Source organism: Pseudomonas sp. HC1(2025), from assembly GCF_058742075.1.
Window position 1 is genome coordinate 774,073 of the sequence record NZ_CP196017.1, and the last position, 13,639, is coordinate 787,711.

Consider the following 13,639-nt stretch of genomic DNA (forward strand, 5'->3'; position numbering starts at 1 on the left):
GCTCGGCCTAACTGTGCAACCAAACTGTGGGAGCGGGCTTGCCCGCGAAGGCGGCGGTTCAGCCGGGTATGTATTGACTGACCCAGCGCTATCGCTGGCAAGCCAGCTCCTACAGTTTTTGTGTCGCCCCAAAACTGCGCCCGACGCTACTCACCTGTGGGAGCGGGCTTGCCCGCGAAGGCGGTGGTTCAGCCGGGTATGTATTGACTGACCCAGCGCTATCGCTGGCAAGCCAGCTCCTACAGTTTTTTGTGTCGCCCCAAAATTCTGCGCCCGCCGCTACTCACCTGAGGGAGCGGGCTTGCTCGCGAAGGTGGTGGTTCAGTCGGGTATGTATTGACTGACCCAGCGCTATCGCTGGCAAGCCAGCTCCTACAGTTTTTTGTGTCGCCCCAAAATTCTGCGCCCGACGCCATTCAACTGTGGGAGCGGGCTTGCTCGCGAAGGCGGTGGTTCAGTCGGGTATGTATTGACTGACCCAGCGCTATCGCTGGCAAGCCAGCTCCTACAGTTTTTTGTGTCGCCCCAAAATTCTGCGCCCGCCGCTACTCACCTGTGGGAGCGGGCTTGCTCGCTAAGGCGGTGGTTCAGCCGGGTATATATTGACTGACCCAGCGCTATCGCTGGCAAGCCAGCTCCTACAGTTTTTGTGTCGCCCCAAAATTCTGCGCCCGCCGCTACTCACTTGTGGGAGCGGGCTTGCCCGCGATAGCGGTTCAGTCGGCAAACACCATCTCTCGCGTCTCGCCCATCAAAAGCCCCTGGTTCTGCTCCGTCACCTCACGGATGTAATCCCACAACAACGTAATCCGTTTCAACTTGCGCAAATCCTCCCGGCAGTACATCCAGAACTGCCGCGTAATATTGATCTCCTCCCCCAACACCGGCAGCAGCCGCGAGTCCTGCGCCGCCAGGAAGCACGGCAAGATCGCCAGCGAACGCCCCTGCTGCGCTGCTACGTACTGCGCGATCACGCTGGTGCTGCGCAGGCTGGCGCTGGCGCCCGGGACGACATTGGCCAGGTACAGCAGCTCTGAGCTGAACGCCAGGTCATCCACATAGCTGATAAACGGATGGTCGGCCAGGTCGGCGGGGCGGCGGATGGGTGGGTGTTGGTCGAGGTAGTCCTGGGTCGCGTACAGCTGCAACTTGTAGTCGCACAGTTTGCAGCACACGTAGGGCCCGTGCTCCGGGCGCTCCAGGGCGATGACGATGTCGGCTTCGCGCTTGGACAGGCTGATGAAGTGGGGCAGGGGCAAGATATCCACCGAGATCGCCGGGTAGGTATCGACGAAGTGGCTCAGTTGCGGGGTGACGAAAAAGCTGCCGAAACCTTCGGTGCAACCCATGCGCACATGCCCCGACAGCGCCACGCCGGAGCCGGAGACTTGCTCGCAGGCCATGTGCAAGGTGCTTTCGATGGACTCGGCGTAACCCAGCAAACGCTGGCCTTCGTTGGTCAGGACGAAGCCGCTGGTCCGGGATTTCTCGAACAGCAGGGTGCCCAAAGAGCCTTCCAGCGAACTGATGCGCCGCGACACGGTGGTGTAGTCCACCGCCAGGCGCTTGGCGGCGACGCTGGCCTTGCGGGTGCGCGCCACTTCGAGGAAAAACTTCAGGTCATCCCAGTTCAGCGACCCTAAGGAGGTGATGTTTTTTTGCATGTTGGACCGGCTTTTATGTGGGTTCTTATTGGAAGTTTGCACATCTATACTCCAAAAATCGTCCGAACGCCTCATCCTCAAGGCGCTTCACGCCTTGGCTCTCTGCATAACTACAAGATCTGGAGACCACAATGAACGCATCGCTTACGTCTGCCGATACCACCGTCAAACAGGCCAAACTGTTGATCAACGGTGAATGGGTCGAGTCCAAGACCACCGAGTGGCAAGACATCGTCAACCCGGCGACCCAACAAGTCCTGGCCCGTGTGCCCTTTGCCACGGCCGATGAAGTCAACGCGGCCATCGACGCTGCCCATCGCGCCTTCCAGACCTGGAAGCTGACGCCGATCGGCGCGCGCATGCGCATCATGCTCAAGCTGCAGGCGCTGATCCGCGAGCACTCCAAGCGCATTGCCGTCGTCCTCAGTGCCGAGCAAGGCAAGACCATTGCCGATGCCGAGGGCGATATTTTCCGTGGCCTGGAAGTGGTCGAGCACGCCTGTTCCATCGGCACCCTGCAAATGGGCGAGTTCGCCGAGAACGTTGCCGGTGGCGTCGATACCTACACCCTGCGCCAACCCATCGGCGTCTGCGCTGGCATCACCCCGTTCAACTTCCCGGCGATGATCCCGCTGTGGATGTTCCCGATGGCCATCGCCTGCGGTAACACCTTCGTGCTCAAGCCGTCGGAACAGGATCCGCTGTCGACCCTGATGCTGGTGGAGCTGGCGTTGGAGGCTGGCGTGCCAGCGGGCGTGCTGAACGTGGTCCACGGTGGCAAGGATGTGGTGGATGCCCTGTGCACCCACAAAGATATCAAGGCCGTGTCCTTCGTTGGCTCGACCGCCGTTGGCACCCACGTCTACGACCTGGCGGGCAAGCACGGCAAGCGCGTGCAGTCGATGATGGGCGCGAAGAACCATGCGGTGGTGCTGCCCGATGCCAACCGTGAACAGACCCTCAACGCGCTGGTTGGCGCCGGTTTCGGCGCGGCCGGCCAGCGCTGCATGGCCACCTCGGTGGTGGTGCTGGTGGGCGCGGCCAAGCAGTGGTTGCCGGACCTCAAGGCCCTGGCGCTGAAGCTTAAAGTCAACGCCGGCAGCGAAGCCGGGACCGACGTGGGCCCGGTGATTTCCAAGCGCGCCAAGGCACGCATTCTCGACCTGATCGCAAGCGGCGTGAAAGAAGGCGCCAAGCTGGAGCTGGACGGCCGCGACATCCAGGTGCCGGGCTTCGAGCAAGGCAATTTCGTCGGCCCGACCCTGTTCTCGGGCGTGACCACCGACATGCAGATCTACACCCAGGAAATCTTCGGCCCGGTGCTGGTGGTGCTGGAAGTCGATACCCTCGACGAAGCCATCGCCCTGGTCAACGCCAACCCGTTCGGCAACGGCACCGGCCTGTTCACCCAGAGCGGTGCGGCGGCGCGCAAGTTTCAGAGCGAAATCGACGTCGGCCAGGTGGGCATCAACATCCCGATCCCAGTGCCAGTGCCGATCTTCAGCTTCACCGGTTCCCGTGGCTCGAAACTCGGCGACCTGGGCCCGTACGGCAAGCAAGTGGTGCAGTTCTACACCCAGACCAAAACCGTCACCAGCCGCTGGTTCGACGACGACAGCGTCAATGATGGCGTCAACACCACCATCAACCTGCGTTGATCAAGGAGACGACCATGAAGATTGCATTTATCGGCCTGGGCAACATGGGCGCCCCCATGGCCCGCAACCTGATCAAGGCTGGCCACGCGCTGAACCTGTTCGACCTGAACCAGACCGTGCTCAAGGAACTGGCCGAATTGGGCGGCAGCATCAGCGCCTCACCGCGCGCGGCAGCAGAAGGCGCCGAACTGGTGTTGACCATGCTGCCCGCTGCCGCCCATGTGCGCAGCGTCTGGCTGAATGAAGACGGCGTGCTCGCCGGCATCGGCAAAGGCGTGCCCGCGGTAGATTGCAGCACCATCGACCCGCAGACCGCGCGTGACGTGGCGGCTGCGGCAGCCAAGCACGGTGTGGCGATGGCTGATGCGCCGGTCTCTGGCGGCACGGGCGGGGCGCAGGCCGGGACGCTGACGTTTATGGTCGGCGCCACCCCGGAACTGTTCGCCACCCTGCAACCGGTGCTGGCGCAGATGGGCCGCAACATCGTGCATTGCGGTGAAGTCGGCACCGGGCAGATCGCCAAGATCTGCAACAACCTGCTGCTGGGGATCAGCATGGTCGGCGTCAGCGAGGCCATGGCCCTGGGCGATGCGCTGGGCATCGACACCCAGGTGCTGGCCGGCATCATCAACAGCTCCACCGGGCGTTGCTGGAGTTCGGACACCTACAACCCATGGCCGGGCGTGATCGAGACCGCGCCGTCGTCCCGGGGCTATACCGGTGGATTTGGCGCTGATCTGATGCTCAAGGACCTGGGCCTGGCGACCGAAGCAGCACGCCAGGCGCACCAGCCAGTGATCCTGGGGGCGGTCGCGCAGCAGTTGTATCAAGCGATGAGCCAGCGTGGGGAAGGAGGCAAGGACTTCTCGGCGATCATCAACAGCTATCGCAAGCCCCAATAGGGGATTTTCCGGGAGCCCGCGTCGGGCGGGCTCCCGGGTTTTTCGTGCTCAGGCAAACACGAAGTACTTACGCACCGTCTCGACCACTTCCCACGTGCCCTTCATGCCGGGCTCCACTACAAAGATATCCCCCGCGCGCAAATGGATCGGCTCCAGGCCGTCCGGGGTGATCACGCAGTAGCCTTCCTGGAAATGGCAGTATTCCCACTTCACGTATTCCACGTACCACTTGCCCGGGGTGCAGATCCAGGTGCCCATGATCTTGCTGCCGTCTTCGCTGGTGTAGGCGTTGAGGTTGACGGTGTGCGGGTCGCCCTCGAGTTTCTGCCATTTGCAGGCATCCAGGACCGGCAGGGGATGGGTATCGCGCAGTACGGTGATCGGCTGGGACATGATGGCTCCAAGGCAGGGAAGTGAAGCCCAACCCTATAGCCCCGGGCCGGATGCCAGTGGTCTGAACTCGACACTGGGATGCCCAGAAGCGCATTGGCATACGATCTTAAAACCTACGCCGACCCTGTGGGAGCGGGCTTGCCCGCGATGGCGGTGTGTCAGGTGCCGCATTTTTCACTGGTCCACTGCCATCGCGGGCAAGCCCGCTCCCACATTTGATCTGGGGTGGCTGATGGATCCATTCACTAATCAGACGATTCTTCGCAGTAACTACGAAAGAAATCAGCCTTCGCGCTGGAATTCGCAAGAATATTTACCGCTGGCCCTCGTATCATTCACTTTAGAAACAACCGAGAGCCTCGTATGAATCCAATAAAAACGTGGTGGGATATCAGCCCGCCCTTGAGCACCGCCACCCCGACCTGGCCGGGCGATACGCCCTTCCAGGAAGAACGCGTCTGGCAGTTCGGCCCCGAATGCCCGGTGAACGTCGGGCGCATCACCCTGTCGCCCCACACCGGCGCCCATGTCGATGCGCCGTTGCACTACAGCGCCGACGGTGCGCCCATTGGCGAAGTGTCGCTGGATGTTTACCTGGGCCCGTGCCGGGTCCTGTATTGCCTGGGCAGCGGCGCGCTGGTGCAGCCCGAGCAGTTGCAAGGTCGCCTGGATAACCTGCCGGAACGTGTGCTGCTGCGCACTTATCAACAGGCGCCGCTGACCACCTGGGATTCGAACTTCACCGCCGTCGCCCACGAAACCGTCGAGCTGCTGGCCAGCCTCGGCGTGCGCCTGATCGGCATCGACACGCCGTCCCTGGACCCGCAACAGTCCAAGACCATGGATGCCCACAACGCCGTCGCCCGGCATGGCATGGCGATTCTCGAAGGTATCGTGCTCGACGACGTGCCGGAGGGCGATTACGAGTTGATCGCGCTGCCGCTGCGTTTTGCCAACCTCGATGCCAGCCCGGTACGAGCAATCCTGCGCCCGCTCAAGGAGCCCACGCGATGAGCCAGTGTCCTTTTTCCCCTGATTACCAGCCGCCTGAAGAGTGGCATAACGCCGAGCTGAATTTTTCCGAGTCCATGAGCTACGGCGATTACCTGGACCTGGGCAAAGTGCTCACGGCCCAGCACCCGCTATCGCCGGACCACAACGAGATGCTGTTCATCATCCAGCACCAGACCTCCGAGTTGTGGATGAAGCTGATGCTCCACGAACTCAAGGCCGCCCGTGAGCACGTGCGCCTGGGTGAGCTGGCGCCGGCGTTCAAGATGCTGGCGCGGGTGTCGCGGATTTTCGACCAACTGGTGCATGCCTGGGCCGTGCTGGCGACCATGACGCCATCGGAGTACAAGGCGATCCGCCCGTACCTGGGGCAGTCGTCGGGTTTCCAGTCGTTCCAGTACCGGGAAATCGAGTTCATCCTTGGCAATAAAAGCGCGGCGCTGTTGCGGCCCCACGCCCATCGCCCGGAGTTGCTCAAGGAGCTGCAAGTGGCGATTGCCACGCCGTCGCTGTATGACGAGGCGATCAACCTGATGATCAAGGCGGGCCTGGCGATTGACCCGCAGCGTGCGCAACGCGACCCGACGGCGCCCACGGTTCACGACGAATCCGTGGAGGCGGCATGGCGCGAGGTGTATCGCGATCCGAACCGTTACTGGGACTTGTATCAGTTGGCCGAGAAGTTTATCGACCTGGAAGACTCGTTCCGCCAATGGCGTTTCCGCCATGTGACCACGGTGGAGCGGATCATCGGCTTCCAGCCAGGCACCGGTGGCACTGAGGGCGTGGGGTACTTGCGCAAGATGCTCGACACGGTGCTGTTCCCCGAGCTGTGGCGGGTGCGCTCGACGCTCTGATTGAAACCCAACAAAAAGCCCCGGCACTCATTGAGTACCGGGGCTTTTTGTTGGCAATGCATTCCTATTGTGACCCTGTTAATGGGGAGGCCGGGCTTGCCCTAATGCCCGTCAGTCAAGCGCAGATCCCCTGTAGGAGCGGGCTTGCCCGCGATGCAGGCGGCGCGGTCATTCAGTTAGACCGAGTCGATGCCATCGCAGGCAAGCCAGCTCCTACACAGGTTATTGTGCGACGGCGACGGCCTTGGCCTTCTTCGAGCGCAGCCAGTACGCCGCAAAGAGAATCCCCACCCACACCGGCATCGCATACACCGAGGGGCGCATGTCCGGGATGGCCAGCATCACGCCAACGATCACCAGCATGAACGCCAGGCACAGGTAGTTGCTGAACGGGAACCAGAAGGTCTTGAACGACGGCACCACGCCTTGCTCGCCCATGGCCTTGCGGAACTTGATGTGCGTCAGGCTGATCAGCGCCCAGTTGATCATCAGCGAAGCAACCACCAGGGCAAACAACAGCACCAGTGCATCCTTGGGTGCCACGTAGTTGATCACCACGCACAGCAACGTCACCAAGGCCGAAATGCCCAGGGCGCGTAACGGTACGCCTTGCTTGTTGAGCTTCATCAGCGCCTTGGGCGCGTCGCCTTGCTCGGCCAGGCCGAACAGCATGCGGCTGTTGCAGTACACGCCGCTGTTGTACACCGACAGTGCGGCGGTCAGCACCACGAAGTTGAGGATGTGCGCGGCGGTGTCGTTACCGATCAACGAGAAGATCTGCACGAACGGGCTGGCACTGTAGGCATCGCCGGACGCGCCGAGGGTTTGCAGCAGTTGATCCCATGGGTACAACGACAGCAGCACGGTCAGGGCGCCGACGTAGAAAATCAGGATCCGGTACACCACCTGGTTGATCGCCTTGGGGATCACCTTGCGCGGCTCGCTGGCTTCGGCAGCCGTAATACCCACCAGCTCCAGGCCGCCGAACGAGAACATGATGAACGCCATCGCCATCAGCAGGCCCATGCCGCCGTTGGGGAAGAAACCGCCGTGGTCCCACAGGTTGCTGATCGAGGCCTGCGGGCCGCCGGTACCGCTGAACAGCAGGTAGCAGCCGAGCACGATCATGCCGATGATCGCCACTACCTTGATGATCGCGAACCAGAACTCGGTCTCACCGAAGAACTTCACGTTCAGGGTGTTGATCAGGTTCACTGCGATAAAGAACACCACCGCGCTGACCCAGGTCGGTATTTCCGGCCACCAGAACTGGATGTACTTGCCCACCGCCGTTAATTCGGCCATGCCCACCAGCACATACAGCACCCAGTAGTTCCAGCCGGCGAGGAAGCCTGCATAGCCGCCCCAGTACTTGTGGGCGAAGTGGCTGAAGGAGCCGGCGACCGGTTCCTCGACGATCATCTCGCCCAACTGGCGCATGATCAGGAACGCGATAAACCCGGCTATCGCATAGCCCAGGATCATCGACGGCCCCGCCGACTTCAGCACCCCGGCCGAACCGAGGAACAAGCCCGTACCAATCGCCCCGCCCAGGGCAATCAGCTGAATATGCCGGTTTTTCAGGCCACGCTTGAGGCCCACCGGGTTAACCATGTCATCCGCCATTAACATTCCCTTCTACTTGTTTTTTTCAGGGTTGATCCTGCACGCCAGACCCGCCCCTCACTGCTGAGGGGTCAGATATTACTCTCGGTAAACTTTTCGTAATACAGCTGAACGCCATCAAGTGCCTGTTCTTGCAGCCACTTCTTGATCGATTCGACCATTGGAGGGGGGCCGCAGACGTACATATCGGCCGATCTATCCCGCAATTCGGCCAGGTCGAAATGCTCGGTCAAATAGCCGCGCTTGCCAGGCCACTGCGGCGATGGGTCGCTGAGCACTTCGGTGTAGCGAAAACCGCGCAAGATTTGGGCATACGCCTTGATGCGCTCGGCCTCGCACAAATCCTCGGCCCCGCGCACCCCGTAATACAGGTGCACCGGTTGCTCGCAGCCGCGCTCGGCTAATTCATCGAGCATCCCCAAGAGTGCCGACAACCCGGTGCCGCCGGCCACCAGCACCAGTGGCTGGGTGACGTGCCGCAGATAAAACGCACCCAGCGGTGCCTCCAGGGTGATTTCATCGCCGACCTGGCAGCGCTCGCGTATGTAATTGCTCATCACCCCGTCCGGCAGCAAGCGGATCAAAAACTGCAAGCGGTTGCCCGGGCGGTTGGCGAAGGAGTAGGAGCGCTGGTGCTCGGTGCCGGGGATCGACAGGCGCGCATATTGCCCCGGCAGAAAGTCCAGGGCCTGCTCCAGTTGCACCGCCAGAATCGCAGTGCTGGCCGACACCTGTTGCACCTCGCAGACCCTGGCGCTGACCTGCACCGGCCCTGGCGCATTGCACAGGCTCGAATCGAAATCGAAGTAAAACGCCGCATCCGATTGGACTCGGGTCTGGCAACTGAGCATCTTGCGCTGTTGCAGGTCGAGGCTGGACAAGGCCTCGTCATCCACATAGTCCTGGCTGTAGTCGCCGGACTCGCAACGCCCCTGGCAGGTGCCGCACACGCCTTCGCGGCAATCGAGGGGGATCTTGATGCCACTGCGCAATGCTGCATCCAGCAGGATTTCGTTGCTGCCCACCGCAAAGAACAAGGTCTTGCCATCGGCAAAACTGAAGGCCACTTTGTGATTCATCCACCGTTCTCCATGGATTGGGTAATACCTGTAGGCGCGAGCTTGCTCGCGAAAAACGTTAACGATGGCGCGGGCATCCTGAATGCACGCGCAGCCCTTGGTTTTTTCGCGAGCAAGCTCGCTCCTACAGTTGAAGGGAGGGCGTCAACGTCAGAGGTGGTAGAAATCCAGCACCGAGTTGATCGTGTCATTGAGCAGCAGCGCATGCTTGCGCGTGATCAGCCAGCTGTCGCCGTGGGGCTTGAGGGTGTAGGTGGCGTGGCCATAGAACTGCTCCGACATCGCCAGTCGATAAAACAGCGTGTGCCAGTTCAACCGCACCTGCAGGCTGCCATCAGCCTGCTCGGCGATCCGCACGTTATTGATCAGGTGCAAGGTGCGCGGCATCGGCGTGGCGGACGCGGCCTTGCCGGTGCGCAGGCGGAACACCCGGTCTTCCAGGCCCGAACGGTTGGCGTAGTAGATCAGCGACATCTCGCGCTTGGGATCGCGGGTGTAGACGTGCTCCGAGTCCCACTGCGGCAGGTGGAACTCACTCTGCGGGTCGAACAACTGCACGTAGGCGTCCCAGTCCTGGGCGTCGCACAGCTCGGATTTGCGGTAGAAAAACTGCTCGATCTGATACTGCAATTGCGCGCTCATCATTTCACCTCGTGCAGTTTCAACGATTGTGCGTCCAGACCGTCCAGCAGGAAGGTCTGCCAGTTGCGGTGCTGGTTGACGTACAGCCCTTCGTGGGTGAATTCGGTACCGGTCATGGCCGGTTGGATGCCGATGGCTTCGCTGTTGGGTGTCGGCCCGGTTTCCCAGCGATGGCTGCCCCGGGAGATATCGCTCCAGCGTTCCAGGCGGCCCTGGAAGCCGCGCTGGGCTTCGCGAAATTCCACCAGGTCATCCGGGGTGCCCATGCCGGACACGTTGAAGAAGTCTTCAAACTGGCGGATGCGGTTTTCGCGGTCGGCGTCGGACTCGTGCTTGACCCCCAGGCACTGGCTGATGATCTCGGTCTTGTTCCACGCCACCGGGCGGATGATGCGCAGTTGCGAGCTGATCTGGTCCAGAAAGAACAGGCTCGGGTAGACGTTCAGGTTGCGCAGGCGGTGCATCATCCACTCGGCCTTTTGCTGGCCGTGTTCTGCCACCAGGCGCGGCATGATGGTGGCGTAGCCGGAGCGCACGCTGGGGTTGGGCATGTCGCTGAACAACACGCTGTGGCCGTTGTTGAAGGCAAACCAGCCGTCATCGGTATTGGCATCGCCGGCGCCGAGTTTGCTGTAGTCCAGGGTGCTGCCGCAGGCGCTGCCGTTCTCTGTGTTGACCTGCTGGCGATGCTGCACCGTGGCCACGTAGTTATAGTGCACGGTGCTGACGTGGTAGCCGTCCAGGCCGTTTTCGTTCTGCAGCTTCCAGTTGCCGTCGTAGGTGTAGGCGGACTTGCCGGGCAGCACTTCCAGTTCGCCGGTGGCGGACTGCGCGACCATCATGTCGAAGAACACTTTGGAATCGCCAAGGAAGTCTTGCAGGCTGTCGGTGCCAGTCACATCGAGGCTGATAAACACAAAGCCCTTGTAGCTCTCGATGCGCGCCTTCTTCAGGCCGCGGGTGGCCTTGTCGAAACCCTCCGGGTATTCCCCCGGCGCCTTGACCTTCACCAGGCGCCCGTCGCTCTTGTAGCACCAGGCGTGGAACGGGCAGGTGAAGGTCGACTGGTTGCCCTTGCCGACACGGGTCAGGGTGGTGCCGCGGTGCTGGCAGGCGTTGATCAGGGCGTTGAGCTGGCCTTCGCCGTCGCGGGTGATGATCATCGGCTGGCGCCCGGCGCGCATGGTTACGAAGTCGTGGTTATTGGCCAGTTCGCTTTCGTGGCAGGCGTAGATCCAGTTCTTTTCGAAGATCAGTTCCATCTCCAGGTCGAACAGCTCGGGCTCGGTGAACATGTCCCGGGCGATGCGGAACACACCCTCGGCCGGACGAAAATCCAGGCAGCTTTCGATAAACGTTTTCCACTGCTCGACGCTTCTTGCACCACTCATGGGAGGCACCTTTTATTGGGTAGCTAATCGGTGGTTCATTAGAGGCGGGCAGGGGGGCGGCCAGCTATCCGCTTAATGGGGGAAGATGGGCCGCATAGTTGGGGAGCAAGTACCCACTCAGGTGCAACGGCGCCGGGGAATGCGCTACTGTCTGGCCAGGCAATTGTCGCAAAAGCCGGCTTCTTATCCACATAGTCGACGCTCGCTATCCACCCAGTGGACAAGTGCCCGACGTGGCGCAGAACTTGCCTTGATCCACCGGACGCGCCGTCAGAGCGCGCTGGCCACAACCGCCGTGAGTGCAACCTGATGAGTAGCCATACACGCGATATCCGTATTGAACGTTTCGACCTTGAAGGCGCCCGCAGCTGGATGTCCGGCATCTGCGGGCCCCATCGGCTGGAAACCGCCACCCCGGAGCGCCTGCGCTTCCACCACAGTGCCAATGTGTTCAAGTCCCGCGCCACCACGCTTGGGGTGATCGAGTACGGCACTGACGTGACCATCGATATCGAAGACGCCGAGCACTTTCGCAGCTACAGCCTGAGCCTGCCGCTGGTGGGCGAGCAGGAGTTGAGCAAGGGTGGCCAGCGCCTGAGCTCCAACCGCGACCAGGGGGTGATCATCTCGCCCAATGAACACCAGGTGCTGGCGATCTCCGGCGACTGCCGCAAGCTGCAAGTGGTGATCACCCGCGCGGCGATGAGCGAAACCCTGGAGGGCCTGTTGCAGCGCCCGATTGATGCGCCGCTGCGCTTTGAGTCGGTGATGGATGCGGTGCAGGGTGCGCCGGCGGCGTGGTGGCGCATGGCGCGGCACTTTATCGCTGAGCTGGAGCACAGCAGCGAGCTATACGACCAGGCCGCGTTTACCCGCGACCTGGAAAGCTCGCTGATCAAGGGCCTGATCCTGGCCCAGCCGAACAACTACTCCGAAGAGCTGCGCGACGTGCTGGGGGTCAAGCTGCCTCACTACCTGGTCCGCGCTCGCCAATACATCCACGACAACGCCCGCGAAGCGCTGCACCTGGAAGACCTGGAGGCGGCCACCGGGGTGTCGCGGTTCAAGCTGTTCGATGCGTTTCGCAAATACTTCGCGCTGTCGCCCATGGCCTACTTGAAGAAGTACCGCCTGAGCGCGGTGCGCCAGGAAATTCTCGAGCATGGCGCCACCCGCACCATTTCCGAAATCGCCCTGGGCTGGGGCTTTACCCACCTGGGAAGATTCTCGGCGGAGTACCGCAAGCTGTTCGACGAATCCCCCAGCCAGACGCTGCAGCGTAACGACGCCCGACGCATGCGCGGTGCCTGAACACACTACAGATCAAAATGTAGGAGCTGGCTTGCCTGCGATAGCGGTGGGGCAGCCACTGCATGTACTGACTGCCCCACCGCTATCGCAGGCAAGCCAGCTCCCACAGGGTATTAGTGGTGGCTGTGCTGTTTCAGATCAGCTCTTCCACCAATTGCAGGCAATGACCCAGCCCCGGCGACTGATCATTGATCCGCCGGCTGAGAATGATCGGCGAGGTCGCTGTAACCTCGACAATCGGCGTATAGCCGATATCCGCCCGGTGCAGCATCTGCACCGACGCCGGCACCAGCGTCACCCCCATGCCCGCCCCGACCAGGCCAATGGCGGTCTGCAACTCGTTGGTCCATTGCGCGACCTTGATCGCCAGGCCGTGGGTGTCGAACAGTGCGATCACATGGTCGGCGTAGCTGGGGCGTGGGTTGCCGGGGTAGAGCACCAACGGCTCGGCGGCCAGTTGCGCGAGGGTCACCGGTGCGCCCAGCAGCGCATGCCCGGCCGGCAACACCGCCACCAGCCGATCCTCGACCAACACGCGCTGGACGATGGCCGGGTCATCAATGCGAATCCGCCCGAAGCCCACGTCGATACGCCCGGCCTTGAGCGCTTCGACCTGTTGCAGGGTGGTCATCTCCGACAGCCCCAGCTCCAGTTCCAGCGCGTCATGGCTGCGCAGGCGGCGAATCAGCTCCGGCAACACGCCGTACAGGGTCGAGGGGGCAAAACCGATGCCCAGCCAGGTCTTCTGCCCCAGGCCGATGCGCCGGGTGTTGTCGCAGGTCTTGGCCAATTGTTCCAGCAGCACATTGGCGTGCTCATAGAAGTACCGCCCGGCTTCGGTCAGCCGCAGCGGGCGGCCACGCTCCAGCAGGACCACGCCCAGTTCGTCTTCCAATTGCTGGATCTGCCGGCTCAACGGCGGCTGGGCGATGTGCAGGCGTTCGGCGGCGCGGGTGAAGTTCAGGGTTTCCCCCAGCACCTGGAAGTAACGCAGGTGGCGCAGTTCCATACGGGTTCCTCTCATACCTTGAGGGTATTGTTCGAGACCAATTCTATATTGGAAGCCAGCAACAATGGGCGACAGAATCGGGCAAGACCTATAAAG

General features: G+C 61.8%; 12 protein-coding genes. 5 read left to right on the forward strand and 7 right to left on the reverse strand.

The genetic code is table 11. From position 1 onward, the window contains the following. Positions 1-716: 716 nt before the first annotated feature. Complete coding sequence (locus tag ACSSVH_RS03255) at positions 717-1,664, reverse strand: LysR family transcriptional regulator (RefSeq protein WP_170043673.1); 948 nt, start codon at positions 1,662-1,664, stop codon at positions 717-719. 131 nt (positions 1,665-1,795) lie between these two features. On the opposite strand from ACSSVH_RS03255, the gene ACSSVH_RS03260 reads away from it, so the two are divergent. Beyond that, complete coding sequence (locus ACSSVH_RS03260) at positions 1,796-3,322, forward strand: CoA-acylating methylmalonate-semialdehyde dehydrogenase (protein ID WP_170043672.1); 1,527 nt, start codon at positions 1,796-1,798, stop codon at positions 3,320-3,322. Between the two features lie 14 nt (positions 3,323-3,336). Then, positions 3,337-4,224, forward strand: coding sequence for a 3-hydroxyisobutyrate dehydrogenase (gene mmsB / locus ACSSVH_RS03265; protein ID WP_492634072.1), 888 nt, complete (start codon positions 3,337-3,339; stop codon positions 4,222-4,224). Positions 4,225-4,272: 48 nt separating this feature from the next. Here mmsB and ACSSVH_RS03270 read toward each other — a convergent pair whose 3' ends face one another. Beyond that, a complete protein-coding gene (locus ACSSVH_RS03270) occupies positions 4,273-4,617 on the reverse strand; it encodes a cupin domain-containing protein (RefSeq protein WP_076962673.1) in 345 nt (114 codons plus the stop codon). Between the two features lie 363 nt (positions 4,618-4,980). Between ACSSVH_RS03270 and kynB the strand changes: the two genes are divergently transcribed. Next, positions 4,981-5,631 (forward strand): arylformamidase, encoded by a 651-nt coding sequence (gene kynB / locus ACSSVH_RS03275; RefSeq protein ID WP_169955138.1) that lies wholly within the window; start codon positions 4,981-4,983, stop codon positions 5,629-5,631. Beyond that, positions 5,628-6,485: a tryptophan 2,3-dioxygenase gene (kynA, locus tag ACSSVH_RS03280; RefSeq protein WP_032862811.1), complete on the forward strand. Its 858-nt coding sequence runs from the start codon at positions 5,628-5,630 to the stop codon at positions 6,483-6,485. Before kynB ends, kynA begins: the two co-directional genes overlap by 4 nt. A gap of 222 nt (positions 6,486-6,707) precedes the next feature. Here the strand turns inward: kynA and ACSSVH_RS03285 are convergent, their stop codons facing one another. From ACSSVH_RS03285 to antA, 4 genes are all read right to left on the reverse strand, one after another. Continuing rightward, positions 6,708-8,111, reverse strand: coding sequence for an amino acid permease (locus tag ACSSVH_RS03285; RefSeq protein ID WP_169955137.1), 1,404 nt, complete (start codon positions 8,109-8,111; stop codon positions 6,708-6,710). Between the two features lie 71 nt (positions 8,112-8,182). Next, entirely contained in the window at positions 8,183-9,190 is a 1,008-nt protein-coding gene (gene antC / locus ACSSVH_RS03290) for an anthranilate 1,2-dioxygenase electron transfer component AntC (RefSeq protein ID WP_492634073.1), read from the reverse strand. Positions 9,191-9,340: 150 nt separating this feature from the next. Then, positions 9,341-9,832, reverse strand: a complete 492-nt coding sequence (gene antB / locus ACSSVH_RS03295; RefSeq protein ID WP_492634074.1) for an anthranilate 1,2-dioxygenase small subunit — start codon at positions 9,830-9,832, stop codon at positions 9,341-9,343. Next, positions 9,832-11,223 (reverse strand): anthranilate 1,2-dioxygenase large subunit, encoded by a 1,392-nt coding sequence (antA, locus tag ACSSVH_RS03300; protein WP_169955135.1) that lies wholly within the window; start codon positions 11,221-11,223, stop codon positions 9,832-9,834. The genes antB and antA overlap by 1 nt, the downstream gene beginning before the upstream one ends. 309 nt (positions 11,224-11,532) lie before the next feature. Between antA and ACSSVH_RS03305 the strand changes: the two genes are divergently transcribed. Continuing rightward, on the forward strand, positions 11,533-12,534 hold the full coding sequence (locus ACSSVH_RS03305; RefSeq protein WP_169955134.1) for an AraC family transcriptional regulator: 1,002 nt from the start codon (positions 11,533-11,535) through the stop codon (positions 12,532-12,534). Between the two features lie 133 nt (positions 12,535-12,667). Here the strand turns inward: ACSSVH_RS03305 and ACSSVH_RS03310 are convergent, their stop codons facing one another. After that, positions 12,668-13,543, reverse strand: coding sequence for a LysR family transcriptional regulator (locus tag ACSSVH_RS03310; protein WP_169955133.1), 876 nt, complete (start codon positions 13,541-13,543; stop codon positions 12,668-12,670). Positions 13,544-13,639 lie beyond the last annotated feature (96 nt).

Excerpts from the sequence above, each read along its gene's own strand:
- ACSSVH_RS03255 (WP_170043673.1), bottom strand. The coding sequence starts at position 1,664 with ATGCAAAAAAACATCACCTCCTTAGGGTCGCTGAACTGGGATGACCTG.
- ACSSVH_RS03260 (WP_170043672.1), top strand. The coding sequence starts at position 1,796 with ATGAACGCATCGCTTACGTCTGCCGATACCACCGTCAAACAGGCCAAA.
- mmsB (WP_492634072.1), top strand. The coding sequence starts at position 3,337 with ATGAAGATTGCATTTATCGGCCTGGGCAACATGGGCGCCCCCATGGCC.
- ACSSVH_RS03270 (WP_076962673.1), bottom strand. The coding sequence starts at position 4,617 with ATGTCCCAGCCGATCACCGTACTGCGCGATACCCATCCCCTGCCGGTC.
- kynB (WP_169955138.1), top strand. The coding sequence starts at position 4,981 with ATGAATCCAATAAAAACGTGGTGGGATATCAGCCCGCCCTTGAGCACC.
- kynA (WP_032862811.1), top strand. The coding sequence starts at position 5,628 with ATGAGCCAGTGTCCTTTTTCCCCTGATTACCAGCCGCCTGAAGAGTGG.
- ACSSVH_RS03285 (WP_169955137.1), bottom strand. The coding sequence starts at position 8,111 with ATGGCGGATGACATGGTTAACCCGGTGGGCCTCAAGCGTGGCCTGAAA.
- antC (WP_492634073.1), bottom strand. The coding sequence starts at position 9,190 with ATGAATCACAAAGTGGCCTTCAGTTTTGCCGATGGCAAGACCTTGTTC.
- antB (WP_492634074.1), bottom strand. The coding sequence starts at position 9,832 with ATGAGCGCGCAATTGCAGTATCAGATCGAGCAGTTTTTCTACCGCAAA.
- antA (WP_169955135.1), bottom strand. The coding sequence starts at position 11,223 with ATGAGTGGTGCAAGAAGCGTCGAGCAGTGGAAAACGTTTATCGAAAGC.
- ACSSVH_RS03305 (WP_169955134.1), top strand. The coding sequence starts at position 11,533 with ATGAGTAGCCATACACGCGATATCCGTATTGAACGTTTCGACCTTGAA.
- ACSSVH_RS03310 (WP_169955133.1), bottom strand. The coding sequence starts at position 13,543 with ATGGAACTGCGCCACCTGCGTTACTTCCAGGTGCTGGGGGAAACCCTG.